General features: G+C 52.4%; 16 protein-coding genes. 5 read left to right on the plus strand and 11 right to left on the minus strand.

The window, feature by feature from the left end; translation table 11 throughout:
* Positions 1-143: 143 nt before the first annotated feature.
* The 8 genes from cydC to BN6628_RS22995 form a co-directional block, all read right to left on the minus strand.
* Complete coding sequence (gene cydC / locus BN6628_RS22960; protein WP_068620937.1) at positions 144-1,976, minus strand: thiol reductant ABC exporter subunit CydC; 1,833 nt, start codon at positions 1,974-1,976, stop codon at positions 144-146.
* Positions 1,973-3,706: a thiol reductant ABC exporter subunit CydD gene (cydD, locus tag BN6628_RS22965; protein ID WP_068620939.1), complete on the minus strand. Its 1,734-nt coding sequence runs from the start codon at positions 3,704-3,706 to the stop codon at positions 1,973-1,975. The genes cydC and cydD overlap by 4 nt, the downstream gene beginning before the upstream one ends.
* Complete coding sequence (gene cydB, locus BN6628_RS22970; RefSeq protein WP_068620940.1) at positions 3,706-4,722, minus strand: cytochrome d ubiquinol oxidase subunit II; 1,017 nt, start codon at positions 4,720-4,722, stop codon at positions 3,706-3,708. The genes cydD and cydB overlap by 1 nt, the downstream gene beginning before the upstream one ends.
* On the minus strand, positions 4,709-6,112 hold the full coding sequence (locus BN6628_RS22975) for a cytochrome ubiquinol oxidase subunit I (RefSeq protein ID WP_068620942.1): 1,404 nt from the start codon (positions 6,110-6,112) through the stop codon (positions 4,709-4,711). The genes cydB and BN6628_RS22975 overlap by 14 nt, the downstream gene beginning before the upstream one ends.
* 323 nt (positions 6,113-6,435) lie before the next feature.
* Positions 6,436-6,885 (minus strand): nitrous oxide-stimulated promoter family protein, encoded by a 450-nt coding sequence (locus tag BN6628_RS22980; RefSeq protein ID WP_235847688.1) that lies wholly within the window; start codon positions 6,883-6,885, stop codon positions 6,436-6,438.
* Positions 6,886-6,976: 91 nt separating this feature from the next.
* Positions 6,977-7,201 (minus strand): hypothetical protein, encoded by a 225-nt coding sequence (locus BN6628_RS22985; RefSeq protein WP_068620944.1) that lies wholly within the window; start codon positions 7,199-7,201, stop codon positions 6,977-6,979.
* Between the two features lie 95 nt (positions 7,202-7,296).
* On the minus strand, positions 7,297-8,940 hold the full coding sequence (locus tag BN6628_RS22990; protein WP_068620947.1) for an ABC-2 family transporter permease: 1,644 nt from the start codon (positions 8,938-8,940) through the stop codon (positions 7,297-7,299).
* 3 nt (positions 8,941-8,943) lie between these two features.
* Entirely contained in the window at positions 8,944-9,768 is an 825-nt protein-coding gene (locus tag BN6628_RS22995; protein WP_068620949.1) for an ABC transporter ATP-binding protein, read from the minus strand.
* Positions 9,769-10,141: 373 nt separating this feature from the next.
* Between BN6628_RS22995 and BN6628_RS23000 the strand changes: the two genes are divergently transcribed.
* Both BN6628_RS23000 and BN6628_RS23005 read left to right on the plus strand, forming a co-directional pair.
* Positions 10,142-11,392, plus strand: coding sequence for an ArnT family glycosyltransferase (locus tag BN6628_RS23000; RefSeq protein WP_068620951.1), 1,251 nt, complete (start codon positions 10,142-10,144; stop codon positions 11,390-11,392).
* Between the two features lie 111 nt (positions 11,393-11,503).
* Positions 11,504-13,903, plus strand: a complete 2,400-nt coding sequence (locus BN6628_RS23005; protein ID WP_068620953.1) for a stalk domain-containing protein — start codon at positions 11,504-11,506, stop codon at positions 13,901-13,903.
* An 840-nt stretch (positions 13,904-14,743) separates the two neighbouring features.
* On the opposite strand, the gene BN6628_RS23015 is transcribed toward BN6628_RS23005, so the two are convergent.
* Positions 14,744-15,625: a LysR family transcriptional regulator gene (locus BN6628_RS23015; protein ID WP_068620957.1), complete on the minus strand. Its 882-nt coding sequence runs from the start codon at positions 15,623-15,625 to the stop codon at positions 14,744-14,746.
* A 164-nt stretch (positions 15,626-15,789) separates the two neighbouring features.
* Between BN6628_RS23015 and BN6628_RS23020 the strand changes: the two genes are divergently transcribed.
* Positions 15,790-16,869 (plus strand): YeiH family protein, encoded by a 1,080-nt coding sequence (locus BN6628_RS23020; RefSeq protein WP_235847689.1) that lies wholly within the window; start codon positions 15,790-15,792, stop codon positions 16,867-16,869.
* Between the two features lie 20 nt (positions 16,870-16,889).
* On the opposite strand, the gene BN6628_RS23025 is transcribed toward BN6628_RS23020, so the two are convergent.
* Together BN6628_RS23025 and BN6628_RS23030 are read right to left on the minus strand one after the other, a co-directional pair.
* Entirely contained in the window at positions 16,890-18,737 is a 1,848-nt protein-coding gene (locus BN6628_RS23025; RefSeq protein WP_068620959.1) for a response regulator, read from the minus strand.
* Positions 18,718-20,580: a sensor histidine kinase gene (locus BN6628_RS23030; protein WP_068620961.1), complete on the minus strand. Its 1,863-nt coding sequence runs from the start codon at positions 20,578-20,580 to the stop codon at positions 18,718-18,720. The genes BN6628_RS23025 and BN6628_RS23030 overlap by 20 nt, the downstream gene beginning before the upstream one ends.
* 149 nt (positions 20,581-20,729) lie before the next feature.
* Here BN6628_RS23030 and BN6628_RS23035 point away from each other — a divergent pair, with 149 nt between their 5' ends.
* Both BN6628_RS23035 and BN6628_RS23040 read left to right on the plus strand, forming a co-directional pair.
* Positions 20,730-21,620: a carbohydrate ABC transporter permease gene (locus tag BN6628_RS23035; RefSeq protein ID WP_082927032.1), complete on the plus strand. Its 891-nt coding sequence runs from the start codon at positions 20,730-20,732 to the stop codon at positions 21,618-21,620.
* Positions 21,620-22,462: a carbohydrate ABC transporter permease gene (locus tag BN6628_RS23040; protein WP_068620963.1), complete on the plus strand. Its 843-nt coding sequence runs from the start codon at positions 21,620-21,622 to the stop codon at positions 22,460-22,462. Before BN6628_RS23035 ends, BN6628_RS23040 begins: the two co-directional genes overlap by 1 nt.
* The last annotated feature ends 78 nt before the right edge of the window (positions 22,463-22,540 follow it).

Genomic DNA, 22,540 nt, shown 5'->3' on the forward strand with positions numbered 1-22,540 from the left:
ATTGAACTGATAACATCAAAAAAACTAAGCCGCCAGCGGGAGTTCTCTCCTGTCCTGGCGGCTTGGCTTTTTGGTGCTGGGAGGAGTCTGTCTAAAGTTAGCAGCAGATCCCCCCACAAAGCACACGATTTTGTTGTCCCATCTCATCCGCCAACCTTAGCTAACTCCCTTTCCAAGGCGTACCCGGGACGATCCATCCGATACAGGTTCCGGTAGCGCGGATAGCGCTCCATCAGCTCGGCATGCGTGCCTCTCATCTCAATCCGGCCGCCCTCCATGAAGATAATCTCATCCATGCTCTCTGCCAAGGCCAGATGGTGGGTGACCCAGATCAGCGACTTCCCTTGGGTCTCCCGCAGAATCGTCTTCAGCAGCTCGCGCTCTGTCCGCGGATCAAGTCCCACGGTCGGCTCGTCAAGGATGACCACCGGCGTATCCTGCAGCAGAATGCGCGCAAGCGCCACCCGCTGCCGCTCCCCGCCGGAGAAGCGCTGGCCCATCTCCCGCATCGGCGTATCATAGCCGCCGGGCAGGGTCCCGGCCAGCGCTGCCAGCTGGGCCTGCTCAGCCGCCCGGCGGACGTCTTCGTCCGTAGCGGAGACCCGGCCCAGCCGGATGTTGTTCGCCAGCGTCGTGTCGAACAGATGCGGCCGCTGATTCAGCACGGAGATGATCCGGGGAATATCCTCCCCGAGATCAGCAGCGGCCGTGCCATTAATCCGCACGGTGCCGGAATCCGGCTTGAATGCTCCCTGAATCAGCCCAAGCAGCGTGGACTTGCCTGCGCCGCTGCGGCCGATGACGGCAATTCGCTTGCCCTGCGGAATATCCAGGGACAGCCCATGAACGGCAGCCTCCGTGTTCCCCTTATAGCTAAAGCTCACATCCTCCAAGCGGATGTCGGCGGAGGCCATGCGGCTGCCCTGCTTCCAGGAGCCGTCCGCAGTTCCCTGCTCGCGGTGCTGCTCGGCAGTCTGAGAGCGGCGGCTCTTCAGGGCTTCCTCTGTCCGGCTGTCCGAGCAGGAGCCACTGCTGATCTGCTCCAGCCGGTTCAGCGAATCGCGGTACCCGGGCAGCCGCTCCGCGGCTTCCGAGAGCGGCAGGAACACATCCATCAGCGGGAAGACAACCAGCGTAAAGGCCGCGATGAACGTCCCATCCATCTGGCCAGCGGCTGTCTGTTTGGCTGACCAGGTCATCATCAGAAGCACCACCGCAAGAACAATGAGCTGTCCGATCAGATTGCGAATTCGGGCCCAGCGCTTCAGTGCGCGATCCGCCCGGGCAATGCTGGCCTCATCCTCCTCATAAGAGGAGAGGAAGTCGCCGGCCCGACCGCTGATAACCCACGAGCCCAGCCCCATCACGGCATCCGTAAGCCGCTGATATAAACGGCTGCGCTCCTGCTTCATCCTTACTTGTGTCCGGGCTGTCATCATCAGGGAGATGAGCGGAAGGCCCGCCAGCAGAATCAGCAGCAGAGCGGCCGCCATCAGCGCAAAACCTCCGTCGAAGCGGCCCAGCGCCGCGATGACTCCCGCATAGATGACAACTGCGACTGCGCCAGGGAAGGCCGAGCGCAAATACACATTTTGCAGCTGTTCAATATCATCGGCCAGCAGGCCGAGAATATCCCCGGTCCGGTATTTGGACCGAAGCATCAAGGCCTGCGGCTCCAGCACGCGGAATAGTCTAACCCTCATTTGGGATAGAATGCGCAGCACAGCATCATGCGACACCAGGCGTTCAACATAGTGCAGTACGGCGCGGCTGATCCCGAAGGTACGTACCCCGACAATCGGTACATAGACCAACAGAATATTTTCCGGCCGAAGCGCCGACTTGGAGATCAGAAATCCTGAGGTAAACATCAGCATAGAGGCGGCGGCCGCCGTCAACACCCCAAGGATGATCATCATGATGAAACGCCCCATATGGGCTCTAATATACGGCATCAGCCAGCCTTCCCGGTTCATGCTGCCCCCTCCTCCTGTTCTCTTACAAGCGAATAATAAACCCCGCGCTTATGCATTAATTGTTCATGAGTGCCCACCTCAGCCACTCTTCCCTGATCCATGACCACAATCATATCCATCTCTGTCATCCAGTGCAGACGGTGGGTAGCCAGAAATACGGTTTTCCCTTCAAAAAGTTCAAGCATCGTCGATTTCAGCTCATACTCGGTTTCAATATCCAAATGGGCTGTCGGCTCATCAAGCAGAATGATGGGACGGTCGCTTAAGAATGCGCGTGCCAGCGCCACCCGCTGCTCCTGTCCGCCGCTCAGCGTACGGCCTCCACCGCCGATCATTTCCTCATACCCTCCAGGCAGACTCGCTGCCAGGGAAGACAGACCCGCCGACTCCACGGCCCGCTCCACATCCTCTCTGGAGGCTTGAGGGGGATAGAACTTCACGTTCTCTTCCAGCGTGCTACTGAAAATATACGGCTGCTGCGGAATATACACCGTCATCTTCCGCCATGCCGCTTCTGACAGCGAATCCAGACGCTGCCCATCCACTTCGATGTGCCCGTCCGTAGGGCGGAGGAAGCCGCCCAGCACATCAATCAGCGTGGACTTGCCAGCTCCGCTCTCGCCGATGATGCCTACCTTCAAGCCAGCGCGAAGCTCAAGCTCAGCTCCCTCCAGGGAAGGCTGGCTGCTCTCCTCCCGGGTGACGCCAATCCCTTTCAGGATCAGCTTGCTGCCCTGCTTCCAGGTATAGTCCGGCTTCAACTGTTCCTTGCCGCTAAGCTCTTCCGCGGACTTCCCGTCAATGATCGCCTGCATCGCCTGGCCGGCCTCCTTGCCATCCAGAGTGGCGTGGAAATCGGCACCTACCATGCGCACAGGCAGGAAATACTCCGGTGCCAGAATCAGAACGGTCAGTGCCGGAACCAGCACCATGCTTCCGTTCACCAGCCGCAGCCCCAGACTGACCGCCACCGAGGCCACAGAGAGCATCGTGAAGAAGTCAAGTGCGAAGGAGGACAGAAATGCGGTGCGCAGCGTCTTCATTGTGGCTGACCGGTAGCCGTCGCTGACGCTGGCTATTGTGCTGCTGTGGGCCCGGCTGCGTCCAAGAAATTTAAGAGTCTCCAGGCCGCGCAGGGAATCGACAAAATGGTTGGACAGAACCCGGTAGGACTTCATTTGTTTGTCCGTCTGTTTTTTTGCCGCCAGCCCAACCAGAATCATAAAGACAATCAGGATGGGCATCGTGATCGTTAGAATCACCGCCGAGGCCGTATCCCGGGTATAGATATACGCCAGGATCAGAACCGGGGTGAACCCGCCAGCCAGCATACGGGGAAGCACAAGTTCAATGTAATTGCGGAACTTAGGCGTACCTTCCAGTGCCAGCGTCACCAGGCTTCCCGTGCCGTTCTCGCCCGCATAACGCGGTCCCAGCTGGAACAGCCTTTGCATCAGCTGGCTGCGCAGGCGGGTGCCCGTCACCTCTGCGAATCTTGCCGCAATGGACTGCTGGCACAAGACCGTGAGCTGACGCACGATAAAAGCAGACAGGAACAACACGGCAGTGCCGTATTGTTCCTGCAGAGGTTCCCCGGCGAACAGGGCGGAGACCGTCTCCGCCAGCCATTTCGCCTGCAGGATAATTGCTATAGTCTGGATTAACGTCAGGCCGGCCATCGCTGCCATGACTGGCCGTATGCCCTTGAGTCCCAGCAGCTCGCGTCCCATCAGTACTCCAGGTGTTCTTTCTCGTGAACCCGTTTATGGAACACGAAGTAGCTCCAGATTTGATAACCCAGCACGAATGGCAGCAGCGACAAGGCCACGATCGTCATAACTTTAAGCGAGTAATGTCCTGATGCCGCGTTGTCCACGGTCAGGCTGAACGCACTGTTCAGCGAGCTGACCATAACCCTTGGGAACAGTCCGATGAACAAGGAGGCGATAGACAAAGCGATCACCGTTCCGGTCATCCCGAAGGCCCAGCCGTCCCGGCGGCGGGAAATGAAGTATCCGGCAAGCAGGTAAGCCACGAGTCCAAGTACCGCCATGATGGCCAGAGGAACTCCGCGCACTTCGAACACATCCGTCATCGAATAGGTCAATATTGCGAACAGCACCAGCAGCACAGCCAGCGGAATCAACGCGGTCTTAGCCTGCTTGCGGGCACGGTCTTGAAGCTCACCTGTCGTTCTAAGCACGGTGAACAGAAGCCCGTGGACATAACAGAGCAGAACAACCACGAGACCGCCTACTAGCGTATAGAAATTCACCATATCGAACAATCCGGCTTTCATCTCCATCTGCTGATCGATAGGCAGACCCTTGATGAGCCCGGAGAAGACCACCCCAAGCAGGAACGGCGGCAGGAAGCTGCCTGCGAAGATCGCGATATCCCACGTCTTCTTCCATCCGGCTGAATCCACCTTGCCCCGGAACTCAAAGGCCACCCCGCGCCCGATCAATGCAAGCAGCAGTACAACAAGCGGAGTATAGTAACCGCTGAACATCGTGGCATACCAGTTCGGGAAGGCCGCGAAGATCGCACCGCCCGCAGTCAGCAGCCACACCTCGTTGGCATCCCAGAACGGACCGATGGAGTTAATCAGCACGCGGCGCTCCATATCGTTCTTCGCCAGCACCTTGGTCGCCATTCCAACCCCGAAGTCAAAACCTTCCAGAAAGAAAAACCCGATAAACAGCACACCTACCAGAATAAACCACAGTTCATTAAGAGACAGCATGGTAATCCTCCTTACCAAACGGATCCTGTACAGGGGCTTCCGTCTGCTCTTCCGCATTCGGGCCCTTCTTAATCGCACGGACAAACAGATACACAAGCACAGCTGCCAAAGCGGCGTAGATCAAACAGAACGCGATGAGCGAGAACAGCACCTGTCCGCCAGTCACACTTGGCGACACGCTGTCCTTGGTCTGCATCAGCCCGAATACCGTCCACGGCTGACGGCCGAACTCGGTCATAACCCAGCCTGACGTATTGGCAATGATCGGCAGTGAAATGCTGAACAGCATGGCCCGCCAGTACCATTTGCCCGAGCGCTCCAAGCGTTTGCGTGCGGTCAAATATACACCGTAAGCACTGAGAAGAATCATCAGACTGCCTGCGGCAACCATGATACGGAAGCTCCAGAATGTGGTGCGTACAGGAGGGATATAGTTGCCCGGCCCATAAGTTTTCACATATTCGTCTTGAAGCTCGTTCATGCCTTTGACTTCCCCGCTGAATTTACTGTAGGACAGGAAGCTCAGCAGGTAAGGAATCTTGAGCTCGTACTTGTTCTCCTTGGTGGTCGGGTCAATCGAAGCGATCACCGTCCAGCCTGCCGGATCACCACTTTTACCCCATAGGCCTTCACTCGCTGCCATTTTCATCGGCTGGGTCTTCACCAGATATTGAGCCTGTTGGTGACCATAGATGGCCGTCAGGAAGGAGGATACCAGCCCGACAATCACCGCGATTTTAAAAGATTTCTTGAAGAACTCGGTATCCTGCTTCTTCATCATCTTGTAAGCACTAACGCCTGTAATCAGGAATGCGCCTGTAGCGAAGGCGCCGAGCACGGTATGCGGGAATTCCACCCACAGCTGGCCGTTGCCGATCAGCGCGAAGAAGTCGTTCATCTCCGCCCGGCCGTTATTCACGGTGAAGCCCACCGGTCTTTGCATGAAGGAGTTGGCGGCCAGAATCCAGAATGCGGAGATGGTGGTTCCAAGCGCCACCAGCCAGATGCAGAGCAGATGCACCTTTTTGGACAATCGGTCCCATCCGAAAATCCAAAGCCCGATGAACGTCGACTCCAGGAAGAACGCGAACAGCGCTTCAACCGCAAGCGGTGCTCCGAACACGTCTCCGACGAAGCGGGAGTAGTCCGACCAGTTCATCCCGAACTGGAATTCCTGAAGAATCCCGGTCACAACCCCAACCGCGAAGTTGATCAGGAACAGCTTCCCCCAGAACTTGGCCATTTTTTTGTATTCTTCCTTGCCTTTGACTACGTACATCGTCTCCATGATCGCAATCATTACGACCAATCCGATGGATACTGGCACGAAGAAGAAGTGAAAAATTGTGGTTGCAGCAAATTGGATGCGTGCAAGCAGTAACGTATCCATTCCTCTTTCCCTCTTTCCGAATTTTGTTATGCGTGAATAGCTAATAATGCCTATCTTGATGCCTCACGTGTGATCCTGGTCACTATTTTCGCAGAAGCCTCTTTGTAATTTTGTGACTTTTATCACATTCACCAGCCCAAATCAGGCATATTTGTGACAGAAATCACATAAGTATTGTTATTACTGTGTCGGATTCAAATTGCGGCTGCAACCCTTCTGCAACAACACAAAAAAGGCCGTCCGCAGAACCATGGTCTACGGCAGCCTGCCTGTATCCTATTCCACCACTTCAAATTAGCAGACCCGGAAATCTGTCCGGTCCCTTATGAAGATGGCGTTCGTTTGTCCCCTTTTTGGTCCAGCAGATGCCATACGGTCAGCACCGGGTGACTCAGGAGCATTCTTGGGCCGGAGTATTTCATGACCTCCTTGATCTGGCTCCGCATCGCAGGCTTATAGCAGTGCACCGGGCACTCCACACAGGTCGTCTTCTCCTCCCCGAACTGGCACAGCCCCAGCCGCTTCATGGCATACTGGTGCAGGCAATAGCAATCCCAGCACAGCTTAATCACCTGTTTGTCATTGCTGGCAGCATGCTTACGCTCTTCGCGGGCATGGTGGCCGGAGCAGTACTGACCGATCATGAAGCTGACAGTCAGCTTTTCCCGCTTGATCCTTGGCCCTTGATTCTCCACCTTTCTCACCTGCACCTTCCGCACCGTCTCCTCCCATGTACGCGCATGCGGTTCCATCGCACCCTGATTGTTATCCATAAGCTCCTCCTCTGATAAGGTTGTTCTTACCCGCATTGTAACGGCTTATCTGAAGGGGCGCTGTGATCCTGGCAACAACTGTATGGACTGATTACTTTGTCATCATTTGAAAATCATTAATATAGCTTTTCTCCGGTTCCAGCAATATCTGCTCAACTTTTTGGGTAGTCCGGTCATACCGATATACTCCCCTCTGGTCATGATAAATGCCCAACACCAGCAGCGCTTGATCGTCCGGCTCATAATACAGGTTGCTGATTGCGCTGAATACAGTAAAGGGCTGCTCCTTACCCTTCTTAAGATCACGGATTTTCAATGTTCTTGCTTTATTGATATTTATAGAACCACAGCAACAAGGCCGCCCCAGCCAGGGCGGCCCTTGCAAGAATCACTATATTTTACCTATAATCGTTACTTCAAACTCTTCTGGAACACCCATCTCCAGCCCACCACATTCAGCACAACCAGCAGCGCCATATAGATATAAACACCATAAGGAATTGTGGTGCTATAATAATGAGCCCCCGCAAACACTCCCAGAAGCCCCATCAGCGGAATGGTGAGCATCGCTTCCTTCTGCTGCGTAGTCTCAAATGCTTCCGAGAAGGGCAGCGCTTTGCGGAAGATCATGAAGCTGATCAGCGTATAGAGCGGCAGCATCAGCAGCACATCCACCAGATCAGGGAGAATTCTCACACCGAAAACGGCAATGAAAATGATGCTATCCACCAGGAACATTGGCAGCACCAGCCGTGCCAGGAAAGCTTTGAGCGTCCCCTTGAATATAGGGGCTGTATTAGAAATTGGCGCGGTCTTGTAAATCCAAGCCCCTTTGTATTTGCCCGAATACCTCAGTGTCATCACCACGGTCGGGATCAGCAGCGCACAGAAATAAATGAACAGGTACATCTTGCTTGACGGAATAGCTTGAGTGCCCCCTTCAGGCGTAAACGTAAAGAAGAAAATAAACGGAAAAATAATCGAAAAGCCCAGCGTCGGATACACCCTCAGCTTGAAATCACGTTCAGTGCTCATCATTTTGACCGCAAACCGGAAGAAGATCTGCTCTTCCCGGGTTCTACTGAACCACTTGGCCAGCATATCCGTCACCTTGCCTCCCGCTTTCCGTGAACGGACGCTCTGATCCGAGAGCTTCTGCAGATTTCGCTCAAATGCCGGCATCATTTTGATATAAACAAAGAGCAACAGGATCGGCACCAGAAGCGCCAGCAGTGTAAACACTACAAAGTAACTCCGGCTATCCCCCCGAAGCAGCAGCTCGAACGGGCCGGCGAACCAGACAGGGAACACGATGAACTGCCACCATTTCGGATGGAATTGGGCCTCGAAGTTCACATAATTGAACAGCCTGCTGATCAGTTGATAGCCCACGGTAATTCCGATGGACAGGCCGATCTGAACATAATTGATCACATCCTTCAGCCGTTCCCCGTCAAAGAACTTCAGTACCACCAGGTACAGTGCCGCGGTCAGGACCACAATCAGAATATCCATCAGAATAATATCCGCCAAATAGATCAGGAAGAAGCCAACTCCGTACTTGACCAGGCCCACCAGCAGACTTGGCCCTGCTAAGGCGCCGGTCACAAAAAACATATAAATCAAAATATGGATCAGCTTCGCCATGCTCAAGGTCTTACGGTTCACCGGCTTGGTGTACAAGATTGTCTTATCCCGGATGTCCAATAGAACGGATGAGAAATCCGAAATCATCGAAGTCATAACCAGAAACATGAGAATGCCGAACACCAGACTCATCTGAAAAATATAATTGCTGGGCATCATCATAAACATGACCAGAATCAGCCCCATCAGCCCATAGACCCAAAGCGAGCGCAGAAACGCGTTGCCTTCCGGCTGATTGCTCTCGCTGGCCTGCCTTTTGGCTGAACCAGCTATAATCGTTGGCACTCGGCGGCCATCCATGGTCAGCTTGACCTGCAGGATCGATCTCATGATCGGGTAGTCGACACCCGCCTTTTCAAACGCCCCCCGGAACAGATCAAGCCCCCTCAATATACGGCTCTCCCTCATCCCTTACGCCTCCTGCACGGCAGCTACGAACGCTTCCGCGATCTGCCTGTGTTCATTGAAGCCAGTCAGCTGATTGAAAATTTGCTCAAGCGACCCTTCCTCGCTCCGCTCCTTCAGTTCGTCGAAAGTCCCGTCCGCCAGAATCCGCCCTTCTCCCAACAGGATGATCCGGCTGCTGATCTTCTCCACCACATCCATGATATGTGAGGAATAGAAGATGGTCTTGCCTTGTCCTGCGAACAGTGACATCATTTCCTTCAGCACAATCACACTGTTCGCGTCCAGACCGCTCAGCGGCTCGTCGAGGAACAGGATATCCGGGTTGTGCAGAACACTGGAGATAATCATGACCTTCTGCTTCATGCCTTTCGAGAACGAGCTGATCCGGGAATTGTACGCATCCCTCAATCCAAAGAGCTCGGCAAGCCTCGCAGCCTTTATATCTGCGGCTTCCCGGTCAAGACCATACAATTCTCCAACAAAAGTCAGGTATTCCCTCGCGGTGAGTGTGTCATAAATCTCAGCAATCTCAGGAACATATCCAATTTTGCTTTTGTAGCTGATATCCCCACTTGCAATATCCGTGCCCAGGATCTCAACCTGTCCGGTATAACCTTCCACCAGCCCCAGCATAATTTTGACCGTTGTGCTTTTGCCGGCTCCATTCGGCCCTATGTATCCAATAATCTGGCCCCTGGACACTTCCAGGTCAACACCGTTCAGCACGTATCTGTCCGCGTACTTCATCCGCAGATCGCGTATGCGGATAACCGGTGTGGCAGCGGCTCCTTGCGGTGTGTCCGGCCTAGTGCTTCTATAATTACCCATGTTGCAGCCCCTCCCTATTCGTCTACCTATTTTGCCATTTCTTTCTACCTGACATTAAGTATATCATGACCTCTAGCAAATTCACTCCCCTGTAGTGAGGCTCCGGCAGTTGGCGTATTCCCCCTATACCTTTATACTATTCTAGATGGGGTATGCACTGGGAAGATGATGTGCTGCCCGGTTGCTATTGGTGGGAGTTTCTATTCTATTATTTAAATCATTGAAATACTTGGGTTCCTCTCTTAACTGTAACAATTCGTCCGGATTGGACGTACGTCTCTATAGACATTCCTAAGAGTATGGAAGCAATAGCAACTTTTCACAATTTTCTGCGTCAATATACTACATATGAGAAAGGGAGAGTACTATCCTGATGCCATCGTTCTGGTCCAAAACTTATCGAGGGAATAAACCCGCTGTTCTTATTGCGCTTATTGTCATATTCATTCTTGCCGCTTATTTGAGAATTGATTTTCTGCGGTCTGTTCAGCACAACATAGCTACAGACACCAAGCAGTATGACATTATGGTCAGACAAATCCTGGAGAAAGGGGTCTATGGTTACCGGAGCACCGAGCCTAACGCCCAGGTATCCCCGGGACTCCCTATGTTTATGGCAGCCGTCTATAAGCTGGTAGATTACAAGACCCACGATCCGGCTCCATACATCCGCTATATCCAGGTTGTGCTCAGCCTGTTTACGCTCTTTCTCATGTACCGGTTAGCGAGAAGAATGGGAGGCACCGCAGCTGGGCTGCTGACCGCCTTGGCCGGCGCGATCTACCCTTCTTTCATCTGGAGCAACGGGGCCGTGCTTACCGAGGTGCTGTGTACGTTCTTCCTGGTTTCCTACTACTATGTGCAGATTATCGCCTTTGAGAGGAAGACCTGGAAGTGGGCCGTGGCCAGCGGTGCCTTAATCGGACTCACGATACTTACCCGGCCGGAATTCCTTCCCCTGATCTTTGTGTTTCACGGAATTTATTTCCTCTGGACGCGCAAGTGGAAGGAAACACTCAAGCTGCTCATCATCACCTTGGTGGGGACTGCAATTATTCTCTCCCCGTGGATTATCCGTAACATCGTGACTATGAAGCAGTTCGTTATCGCCGCCACCCAGGTTAACCCGTTCGCGGCAGGCACCTATCCTTATAACAACTATTTGGATGGCATGGTGGACCGCCACGGAAAGACCCAAATGGAAGTGGCCAAGGAGCGCCTATACGTCGGCTTTACACAGAAACCGGGACTATTCCTTAAGTGGTACACGATCGGAAAGCTTGATTACATCTATGGCAAAATGTATTTCGGAGCCGGGCACAAGCCTTACTATTCCGTGTTCCCGTATGCAATCCGAAATCTGTTCCACCAATGTCTTGTGTTATTCTTCCTGGTCGCCTTGGTCGGCTGTGCACGCCGGTTCCGCAAGCCGGAATTCCTGCTGGCTTCCGCTGTCGTAGTCATGTCGCTCATCCGGCTGTTATTCGTGCCGGAGTTCAGATATAACTATACCGCAATGCCAGTCATTATCATTCTGGACTGTGTCATTGGAGTCGCCCTTGTGAAATGGATTTACACCCGTCTGAAAGGACGGAACAATCCGGCTCCAGCCCTTACAGAGTAAGCTTTATTTCAATGCCGAAGTTCATACTTCCGAAAGTGAGCACATGAATTCATTCGTGTGCCTGCTTTTCTATTGTCCAAATTCATATTTAAAAAAGGAGTACAACGCATAATGGATTTCAAAAAGGCCACCTTGGTTACTGCTCTCATCATCTCCCAGGCCGCCACGGCAATGCCTGCGGGAGCAGAAGCCATCTCTTCACAGGTTCAGTCAGGAAGCGGGACAGGTGCACAGACTCAGACCATCGAAGCGCCTGAGCGCACGGCTGCTACGTCAATACCTTCCGGAGCTGCGGATTCGTCCGGCTCCTTAGCTGGCACCAAGTCTGTAGGTGCCGTAACAACGGGGACCCCGACTAATCAAGGACAGACGGACATACAGGGGTCCAATTCTTCCGCCGGAGGACAGGACAGCACCTCTCCATCGCAGCAAGATCCAACGAATAATCAGACCAATCCAGGAACGGCCAATGGGAGCAACGGCAATTCGGGTCAGAACGGGTCAGGGTCTGGAGACAATAACTCACTTCCAACTGGGCAGACCCCAGATGGAACTGGAGAAACGCCGGGTGGAACCATTCCAGGAACCACGACTCCGCCACAGAACCTTGTTCCCGGAGAAACGGGAACCGGCGGCGGCCAGCTGATTCTCTATATGGACAGCACCCGGATGGAGCAGGACGGGTTAGTGTATACCGCAACACATGCCATGACCGTCAAGAATGGGGTGTCCTATGTGGGCATCCGCTCCCTGGTCGACCGGGTAGGCTATAAGATTGCTTACGATGCCAAGACCAAAGAGACAATTATTACTTATGGCGGGAACGAACTCCGCTTCAAAACCGGCAGCAGTAAATACCGTGTGAATGGGGTGACCCAGACCATGCGGGGAACAGCTTACCAGGACAAAAATGTGTTCATGGTGCCGCTCACTGCAATCACCAAAGCCCTGAATATTCCATATACAGTCAATGGCAAGCAGGTTATTGTCCAGCTTTCCACCAAGCCGGTTGCCACCTTCTCCGTACAGCCAAGCCAGATCGTAGCCGGAGAGACTACGGTTAACTTTGTGGCAAAGAGCTTCTCGCCTAAAGGCCTTGATATTGTAGATGAGAGATGGGAAGGACGCCCGGATCAGGATATGTTCCAATCCGCCGGCACCTATACAGTTACTTACTCGGTTCAGGATTCCAACGGACAGTGGAGTGACCCATACAGCATGAAGATTAACGTGGTGAATCCGAACCTTCCTCCTGTTGCGGATTTTACTACGGATAAGACCGAGTACAAGATGGGCGAGCTGGTCACGTTCACCGATTTAAGTACGGACGATGAGAATGCCATTGTTAAGCATGATTGGACCAACAAAGCTCTGGCTTACTTCACACCGGGGCCACAGACCATCCAGCTTACCGTTACAGACAAGCACGGGGCTACCGGAACAGTGTCGAAGACGATTAACATTACGAATGAAACCTTATATAAGAAGGATGATTTCTACAAGCTGTTCACTCCTATCGGAGAGAACATGGAGGTCAACAGCGCCCTGGACAACTATGAGCGGCTCCCGTACTCCTTTACAACTGAGCCGTACACCTTGTTCCGCGACAGCGGTCCGGAGTCCGTTACCACTGAAGGGATTCTGTACCAGGATTCCATCCAGGGCCTTACCCGCTTCATGATCCATCACCGCAACCGGCTTGGCGAGAAGGCCAAGGTGTATTTGGTTGCCAAGAACATGAATGCAACTGCAGCCCATATTGATTACCAGACTTATGGCGTTGCAGGTCCAAACAAGAACCCGGACTTAACGGGGCGGTTATCCGTACAGCGTTATTTCGAGAACTACGCTACGGATGCGAAAAAGAAAACCGTTACCTTAGCGCCGGGTGAAGCAAAGGTCATTTTCGAGGACATGAGCGCTTTAGCTCTTCAACAAGAAGACGTCATCTCCTTGCTTGGAGATTTGAACAGCGATGCACAAGTTCAATATACAGTTCTGATCGTAAAAGAGAAGAATGATCCGATCAAGGCGCTTGCCACCCTGCCTTCCCTGGACCCCAAAGAATCAATTATCCGCGGTACCTTCGCAGACTCTACCCGGGTATTTGAATATGGCGACCTTGTAGGCAACAAGAACCAACGGATCAATCTGACCTCACCTGAGCTGGGCGATCCGTACCAGACAGGAACAGACGGCATACTGGGTACCCCTGCAACCAACTCAGGGAACTATGGGGTTCTATACAAAATCGTTCTGCACCGGGTTGCTCCGCATACGCTGATTACCTTCAACCCACGGGGAGGCCTGTACCGCGGTGCAGCCTTGGTGAACGGCAATATCGTGAGCTTCTCCCATGCCGGTACTAACACCCAGTCTCAGGGCGGTGTGCTGTACAGAACGAAGGATTATGAAGAGGATGTGGAGATCTGGATTTCTCCTTCGGCAGGAAACAATCTGCCGTTCGCCTTGCTCTTCATGCCAATGCCTGAGATGAAGCCGCAATCCTAAGAGATAAGCCAGTACCTCAATGTAATCATACGAAGTTAATCGGAATACAGCCTTTATATTAATTCATAGTTAAAAAGAAGCCGCTCTCTTGCAGTGAATACTGCAGGAGAGCGGCTTCTTGTTTAAGAAGTAATATGCGATATGGGAAAACAAATTTAATCTGACCTTTTTGGTTGATTGTGGTATTGTTGTAATCAGCAGCAAACAACTATATTAACTGGAGGGCTAGGTGTGAAAGAAAGTCATTTAATTGCACCCATTGCATTAACGGGAATGTTATTCAGTTCAAAGCCTATCTATGGAATGGGAATTTATTTAAAACTCGTCAATGAATAGAATTAATAAAAAATTGCTAACAACCTTATTAGTAATTATTTTTTATGCTTTAGCTTGTTGGGTTGTTGATATTATGAGCAGTACAGCTATACTCAATAGTTCTGGACGGGATTATAACATTGAATTTCATTTTCTATACAATAACATTATTTTTTATAACCAGAATAACCAGGTTGAGTATAATGAATTTATTTTGAAATTTGATAGGATATTTTTATTCAGTATCGGAGTTATCTATTTTGTTTTAAAATTAATTAATAGGAATAAAAAGACTATGTGATGACTAAAGCACCTTAATAGGTGCTTTTTATTTTGATAAAGTTTCCAAGTTACCACCAGGCGGCTTTTGGTTGTGCGTGAACGAAAGCTGTGGCCTTGAGGATGAAGGTCCGGCCCATGAAACGGCATGGAACGAGACTCCACCGTATGGGGCGTATGAAATGAGATGTATCAAATGGTACAGATTTCAACAAAAGGTTGCTTCATATAAGAAACCCTCCGGTATCAGCCGATGCCCGGTTCCAGAAGCTCGATGAATACCTCAGCGGCACGGGTCCGGAACTCCGTGTTCTGCATGATCCAGGAGAACTTGCGGGAGACCGGCGCTCCAGGGATTTGCAGCATGGCCAGCGTACCCAGCGACACCTCCTTGCGAACCGCAGAGGAGGAGAGCAGTGTGATGCCAAGTCCAGCCTCAACGGACTCCTTGATAATCTGCGTGCTGCCGAACTCCATCGTCTCTTTGGGGGTGAATCCCAGACGGGCGAACAGCTTGTCAGCTGCCGCGCGTGTACCTGAACCCGGCTCCCGCAAAATCCATATTTCCTTGGCCGCCTCCTCGGCTGGAATTACCCCCTGTCCAGCCCATTTGTGGCTCCCGGACACTATGATATACATAGAGTCTTCTGCAAAAGGCTCCACGATCAGCTTCTCATGCTGAAGCTCGCCCTCAACTACCCCAATTTCGAGATGGGAATGAAGCACCGCAGCGGCAATGTCCCGTGTATTACCGATCGTAATCCGCGGCTTCACCAGCGGGTAAGCGGTGCGCAGCCTGGCAATCACATGCGGCAAAATATATTCGCCGTACGTATAGCTCGCTCCGATGGTCAGCTCTCCTCCCGCGTTGTGCAGCAGGTCGTCGACCAGGTTGTGCATTTTCAGATATAGCCCTTTCATCTGCACCGCATGCTCGTATACGATCTGCCCCGCTCTTGTCAGCTTCACATATTTGTTAGTCCGGTCCAGCAGGCGCGCTCCCATCGCCCGTTCGAGTGACTGGATGTACTGGCTTACCGCAGGCTGGGTCATATGCAGCTCTTCGGCTGATCTGGTAAAGTTGCCCCGCTCCACTACCGTAATAAATACCAGCAAGGCCTGATCCATTTCTCATCTGCCCCCTATCTCTAGCCGTCATAAGCTATTGCTTATTATCAATATTATAATGATTTATTTTTCTTATTATAAAACAGGGTATATGCTAAATCCATAACACTTGATGAACCAGAACCAGAACATCCTAAGTTCACTCAACAGGAGGTAATACCGTCATGATTCCCTTAACCATGGCCCCTTTATCAAATACACAAGCTCAGGAACAGGCCCAATCCATCTCCTCTTCCAAGCTTAAAGCTGCGGCAAAAAGATTGGCTTCCCCCCTCTTCCTGGTTGGAATAGGCTTCACCTTCCTGCTCGCCCTGCTTGGATATGCGCTCGCTCTGATTCCCGGCGTGCAGCGGATTGGACCCATGGCCTGCGCTATTGTGCTGGCGGTTGCATACCGCCAGTTCCTCGGATATCCTCAAGCCCTGGCTTCAGGCATTCAGTTCTCATCCAAGTATCTGCTCAGGCTGGCCATTATTTTGTTCGGCCTGAAGCTGAACATCAGTGTCATTGCCCAGCAGGGCGCAGGCATGCTGCTCCGCGACGCTGGCGTAGTTATCTTCTCCATCTTGGCCACGGTATGGATTGGCCGGAAGCTGAAGGCTGACGCCCCGCTGACCCTGCTGCTTGGCATCGGCACGGGAGTATGCGGAGCCGCTGCCATTGCGGCCGTGTCCCCGATCCTGAAATCCAAGGAGCAGGATACAGCCGCAGGAGCAGGGCTCATTGCTCTTGTCGGCACGATCTTTGCCGTCACCTATACCCTGCTGCTCCCGCTGCTTCCGATGGGCAGCACGCAGTACGGGATGTGGGCGGGGCTCAGCCTGCACGAGCTCGCCCATGTGGCGCTTGCCGGGGCACCGGCTGGGCAGGATGCGCTCGCCCAGGCCCTGCTGGCCAAGCTCGGCCGTGTATTCCTGCTCGTTCCGCTCAGCTTTGTGCTCATGTACTGGATGAAACGCAGCGGCAAAGCCGAACCGGGAACCCGGATTCAGTTCCCCTGGTTCCTGCTCGGCTTCCTGGGCATGAGCCTGCTTGGAAGCTTCGTGCTGGGCCGCGCAGTCGTGGTTCCTGACTCTGTCATGAATGCCGTCTCGGTAGTCACCACGTTCCTGCTTACGGCTGCCATGGTCGGTCTCGGGCTGAATGTGGATCTGGCCCAGCTTCGCACCAAAGCCGTACGCCCACTTCTTGCCATGGTGGTTACCTCCGTGCTGCTCTCCACGCTTACCTGGCTATCGGTCTGATTAGACCTTCCAATACACATTTATTCTGAATTCCGGTACTCCCTTGGCGTCATCCCGGTAACCTTCTTGAACACGCGGCTGAAATACTTCTCATCCTGGAACCCCACCATGGCTGAGATTTGTGACAGCCGCATCCCTGAGCTTCGCAGCAGCTGCTTCGCCTTGTCAATCCGCAGGTTCGCCAGATAGTCGGACAGATTCTCGTTCGAGACCTGCTTGAACTTGCGGGAGACGTTCTCACGGCTGATAAAGAACCGGTCAGCAATATGCTGCAGTGTAATTTCCTTGTCATAATTCTCATGAATATACTTCTTGATATCCTCAACAAGCTGATTGTCCTGCTTCTTCGTATTCGAGAACTCGCTTGAGATTTCCAGCAGCGTATGGGTGATCTGATCCCTCCAGTAGGCCAGAGAAAATTGTCCCTCCTCATCATACGGAAGCTCCATCCGAATCAGCGGCATAGCTGCAGGCAGTTCACCAAGCAGCTCTCGTCTCCAGCGCAGCAGTCCAGAGGTCAGCTCCCGGTGCCACTGCTCCACCTGCTCCGCCGTAATGACCCTTGTCAGGCTGGCCTGCTCATACCAGTCCTCTACAGCGCTGCGGACCCGGGCCGGATTGCCGGATAACACAGAGAACTTGAACTTCTCCACATAGGCGGCGAACGGGGAACGGACTTCATCATTTCTCCTGCTGCCCGCAAAGGCATGAACCCGCCCATTCCTCTCCAGCACGTTCCGTCTTCTCAATGCCTCGAGCGCTTCCCCGAAGGATTCCCGGATATCTTGGGGAAAGGAACACGCCCTGCCCCATCCGATATCGAACTCGGCATCATAGATCTGCCGCATCACTTCATTAATCCGCCGCAAACATCCTTCCATCCTGTCATCTGGATCACAGAACAGAAGGGCGACATCTGCTCCCGAATTCAAGTAACGGAAGGCATGTCCCCGGCCGCAACCACCAAGCACCTCATTGCAGATATTGACCGTCACATAGGAAGCCAGCTCCAGATCATCGCGCAGTCTTTCCAGAAAACGACGGTTCAGCGGATGTAAGGACAGGACGGCAACTCCGGCTTTTTCCGTACCCCGGCTGATTCCGAACTCTTCCTCGATTCTGCTGTGGTCCAGCTTCTGATAAGGAATCTTGCCGGAGACAAAATCGGACAGCAGCTTATCCCAATATACCGGACGCAGAACGTTCAGCTGGATTTTCTGTTCAAGCAGCCGAAGCCTTTCTTCCTCTTCCTGCTTCCACTGCTCCAGTGCCCGCTCTGCTGCCGCCATCAGCTGCTTGCTGTTCAAGGGCTTCAGAAGATAGTCGGTCCCGCCATACACAATGGCGGGGTTGACGNCCTCGATTCTGCTGTGGTCCAGCTTCTGATAAGGAATCTTGCCGGAGACAAAATCGGACAGCAGCTTATCCCAATATACCGGACGCAGAACGTTCAGCTGGATTTTCTGTTCAAGCAGCCGAAGCCTTTCTTCCTCTTCCTGCTTCCACTGCTCCAGTGCCCGCTCTGCTGCCGCCATCAGCTGCTTGCTGTTCAAGGGCTTCAGAAGATAGTCGGTCCCGCCATACACAATGGCGGGTTTGACGTAATCGAAATCCTGATACCCGCTGATCACAATGGTCTTAGAGCAGGGTGAGTTCTCATGAATCCACTTGAGCAGCTCGGAGCCGTCCATTAACGGCATCACCATATCCGTAAAGATCAGCGCCGGTCTCTCGGCTTGGATAATCTCCACCGCGTCCTTCCCGTTCTCTGCTTCAAACACCGCATTTATGCCGTAGTCCTCCCAGGGAATGAAATACCTAACTGCTTCACGCACATGCATTTCATCATCAACGATTAGAGCTTTCATGATCTTCTCCTTCCCCAACCTCTTGAAGCTTTCTTACCGGAAAGATCAGTGTGACTGTCAGACCCGAGGGCTCATTGGCAGCCATTTCGATCGTAGAGGTCTCACCGAAGTACAGCCGCAGCCGGGCCAATACATTACGCAGCCCAATGCTTTCAGACATTTTGGTATCATCAGATATAATAGCGCTTTCAATTTGACGGACCTGCTCGGCACTTAGGCCTGTTCCGTTGTCAGACACAGACAGAACGAGATCATCGGATGGGTTCAGCCTGCTGGCAATCCCGATCTTCCCCTCCTTAATTCCTTCCTTGAAGCCGTGCTTGAAGATATTCTCCACAACCGGCTGCAGGATCATTTTAGGCACCTGCACCGTGCGGGTTCGTTCCTCAATATCAAAAGTCACCTTCAGATTGTCCTCGCCAAATCTCCCCTTCTGAAGCAGCAGATAATTCTCCACATGCTCCAGCTCTTCCTCCAGCGTCACCTCTGCTTTCCCGGTCGCCATCGTATAACGCATCATGCTGCCCAGAGAATAAATCTGGTCATATACCTTGGACGCGTTGTAGCGCAGGGACATGGACCCGATAGACTGAAGGGCGTTATACAGAAAATGCGGATGAATCTGAGCCTGCAGGGCCTTCAGCTGATTCGTTTTGTTAGCGAGCTCAAGACGGTATTCTTTAAGAATAAGATCATCGATTGTCTTGGTCATATCCGTAATTTTACGGGCCAGCAGTCCAAACTCGTCCTCGGATTTCACCTCGACCCGGGCATTGAGCTGCCCAATCTGTACCTTCTGCGTGTAGGAGATCAGCCGTTTAATCGGCGTTGTAAACCGGATGGAGATCAGCACCGCCGCCACTACTCCGACAATCAGGAAGACAAGTCCGATAACCGCATTAATTTCGGTGATATGCCTCGCGTCGCTGTATAGATCCTCATAAGGGACCAGCTTGATTAAAGCCCCGGTGAACAGCGGGGTGGTAACCCGCCTGAAGAATACAATTCCCTCAAAGCTCTGATCGTGACAGGAAAAGTACCCGCTTGCTTTCCCCTTGGGAAGGTTGCTCCAGCCGGCCGTTAGCGGTTTCGTAAGCGTTCCGGGCTCAGAGGAATACAGTACCCTGCGTTGGTCATTCACCAGATACAGCTTCTCCCTGCCCGCGCTGAACATCGACTTGGTCATTCCTTGAAGCTCCGTCATCTTGAAATCAATCGACAGATTAGCCATAACCTTATCGCTGGGGGCGCGGAATATAGGGAAGTGGGCGCTGAACACCTCAGTCGTCTCTGACTTCAGGCTGGGTACGCTGATCTTTAATCCGTACCGGTGATCCAGATGAACCGGCTCCAGGAAAGGCCGGCCGCTTCCTGACGGATCAGCCTGAGGTTCATAGTCTGGATTCCTTTCCCTGCGGAACAGTCCCTTGATCAGCGTATTAGACTGCTGATTGGCCTGAATGTACAGGTGTATCTGATGGATATCCCGGTTCGACTGGAACAGGTTATACAGCTGGCTTGCGATAATATCCCGATTATCCGAGAACCCGCCATCCGCACTCAGCGGATCTGAAGGCTTGGTGTTCTGAATCGCCGTGTACAGGGAGTTCGGCAGATTGATACCGCTGTACACGGATAAAGCCAGTTGATTGATCCCCGCAAAATAGTTGGTGAGATTGGTGTCCCCAAGCGTCAGCAGTTTGGTGTTCTCGTTGATCGACTTAGCAGTTACCGACTCCTTGGTATACAAGTAAGAGACAATTAGCGAGATCCCTGCTGGCAGGACTGCAGCGAGCAGAAGCAGCGACATCAGCTTTGTTCGTATGCTTTTTTTCCTAAACAACGCCCCAGCCCACCTTTTTTTTCCCAACATATTAGCAGAGTTCTGCAATATATTCCACCTTTATCAGCATGAATGTGAGTGTTGAGGGAGTGCACCCCTTTTCTATAATAAAGGCAGGAAGTATTAGATTATAGAGAAGGAGAGCCATCATGAGAAGAAGATTTGGATTGCACAAAGGCTGGGATCAGCAGCTCGTATTCCTGGGTCCATGCCTGCTGTTCTTTCTGACCATTGTAGTCACCCCCTTTCTGCTCGGATTCTATTACTCGTCCACAGATTGGAACGGCCTTGATCTGGATAAGGCTGTCTGGACTGGAGCAGCCAACTGGACAAGAATATTCACCAATGACCCCAAGTTCTGGGAGTCCTTCTGGTTCACCCTGCGTTTCACCGTAATTTCTGTCATTATTGCCAACGTCCTTGCGCTCGCACTGGCCCTCATGCTGATGAAATCACTGAAGACCAAAAAATTGCTGCGCACGATCTTTTTTGTACCGAATGTAATCGGAGGAATTCTGCTCGGATACATCTGGCAGTTCATCTTCACCAAGGGCTTCGCCACGATTGGGGAGATAACCGGCCTTTCATTCTTCCAGCTGCCTTGGCTGGGTACACCAAACACCGGGTTCTGGGGTCTTATTATCGTCTTCGTGTGGCAGACTGCCGGATACATGATGGTCATCTACATCGCCTCGCTGGCCGGAATTCCGAAGGACCTGATTGAAGCTGCACAGATCGACGGAGCCCGCCCGCGCCAGGTGCTGCGAAGCATCTATATGCCGCTGATTATGCCGGCGATTACCATCTGTCTCTTCCTGACCACTTCGAACGCGTTTAAGATGTTCGACCTGAACCTGTCGCTGACAAAAGGGGGACCGGGCACGTCTACCCAATCCCTAGCCTACAACATTTATGCCGAAGCTTTGATTAACAACCGGTATGGGCTCGGTACAGCCAAAGCGCTGTTGTTCTTCTTCGCCGTATCCCTCATTACAATTACCCAGGTCTGGATTACTAAGCGGAAGGAGGTCTCCGCCTAATGCATACCACAAGAGAAAGATACCGGCTGAGCACGTTTATACTGGAGATTGCCGCTATTCTGCTCGCACTGCTGTTCTTGTCTCCCTTCTATCTGGTTATGGCCAACTCGGTTAAAAGCCTGAAGGAGATTCTGCTTGACGCCGCTTCTGTGCCGGCGATATTTCACTGGGAGAATTATAAAAACGTCTGGGAGGTTATCAACTTCCCACACGCCTTCTGGAATTCGTTTCAGATTACCGTGATCAGTGTGATTCTGATCGTTCTGTTCAGCTCCATGGCGGCTTATCGTATTGTAAGAAAACCGACACGCTTCAATAATTTTGTGTTCCTGCTGCTCATCTCCGCGATGATCATCCCGTTTCAATCGCTCATGCTGCAGCTTGTAAGGGTGACTAGTCTGCTTGAGATCCGCGGTGAGTTGTATGGCATCATCGCCTGCTACCTGGGATTTGGCATGCCGCTATCGGTATTTCTGTTCCACGGCTTCATCAAGACGGTGCCTCAAGAGCTTGAAGAATCAGCAAGAGTGGACGGGGCTAACCCTTACGGCGTCTACTTCCGGATTGTGTTCCCGCTGCTTATTCCAATTACGGTCACCGTGATTATTCTCAATACGCTGTGGATCTGGAATGACTACCTGCTGCCTGTTCTGGTCATTGGAGGCAATAAGGATCTGACCACCCTGCCGGTAGCGGTAACCAAGTTCTTCGGTCAATACACGAAGAAGTGGGACCTCGCTCTAGCCGGCCTGATGATGGCCATTACGCCGATCCTGCTGTTCTTCCTGCTGCTCCAGCGTTATATTGTGGAAGGGGTTACCGCCGGGTCTGTAAAAGGATAGTCCGCAATAATATCCACTATTTCAAGCAAAATTTTAAGTGTTAGTGCAAACGTTTCTCCACTAGAATGGCCTTGTAAC

The sequence above is a fragment of the Paenibacillus tuaregi genome (genome assembly GCF_900086655.1).
Taxonomy (GTDB): domain Bacteria; phylum Bacillota; class Bacilli; order Paenibacillales; family Paenibacillaceae; genus Fontibacillus; species Fontibacillus tuaregi.

Bases quoted from the DNA above. Each gene is read 5' to 3' on its own strand.
- cydC (WP_068620937.1), bottom strand. From the start codon at position 1,976: ATGAACCGGGAAGGCTGGCTGATGCCGTATATTAGAGCCCATATGGGG.
- cydD (WP_068620939.1), bottom strand. From the start codon at position 3,706: ATGGGACGCGAGCTGCTGGGACTCAAGGGCATACGGCCAGTCATGGCA.
- cydB (WP_068620940.1), bottom strand. From the start codon at position 4,722: ATGCTGTCTCTTAATGAACTGTGGTTTATTCTGGTAGGTGTGCTGTTT.
- BN6628_RS22975 (WP_068620942.1), bottom strand. From the start codon at position 6,112: ATGGATACGTTACTGCTTGCACGCATCCAATTTGCTGCAACCACAATT.
- BN6628_RS22980 (WP_235847688.1), bottom strand. From the start codon at position 6,885: ATGGATAACAATCAGGGTGCGATGGAACCGCATGCGCGTACATGGGAG.
- BN6628_RS22990 (WP_068620947.1), bottom strand. From the start codon at position 8,940: ATGAGGGAGAGCCGTATATTGAGGGGGCTTGATCTGTTCCGGGGGGCG.
- BN6628_RS22995 (WP_068620949.1), bottom strand. From the start codon at position 9,768: ATGGGTAATTATAGAAGCACTAGGCCGGACACACCGCAAGGAGCCGCT.
- BN6628_RS23000 (WP_068620951.1), top strand. From the start codon at position 10,142: ATGCCATCGTTCTGGTCCAAAACTTATCGAGGGAATAAACCCGCTGTT.
- BN6628_RS23005 (WP_068620953.1), top strand. From the start codon at position 11,504: ATGGATTTCAAAAAGGCCACCTTGGTTACTGCTCTCATCATCTCCCAG.
- BN6628_RS23015 (WP_068620957.1), bottom strand. From the start codon at position 15,625: ATGGATCAGGCCTTGCTGGTATTTATTACGGTAGTGGAGCGGGGCAAC.
- BN6628_RS23020 (WP_235847689.1), top strand. From the start codon at position 15,790: ATGATTCCCTTAACCATGGCCCCTTTATCAAATACACAAGCTCAGGAA.
- BN6628_RS23035 (WP_082927032.1), top strand. From the start codon at position 20,730: ATGAGAAGAAGATTTGGATTGCACAAAGGCTGGGATCAGCAGCTCGTA.
- BN6628_RS23040 (WP_068620963.1), top strand. From the start codon at position 21,620: ATGCATACCACAAGAGAAAGATACCGGCTGAGCACGTTTATACTGGAG.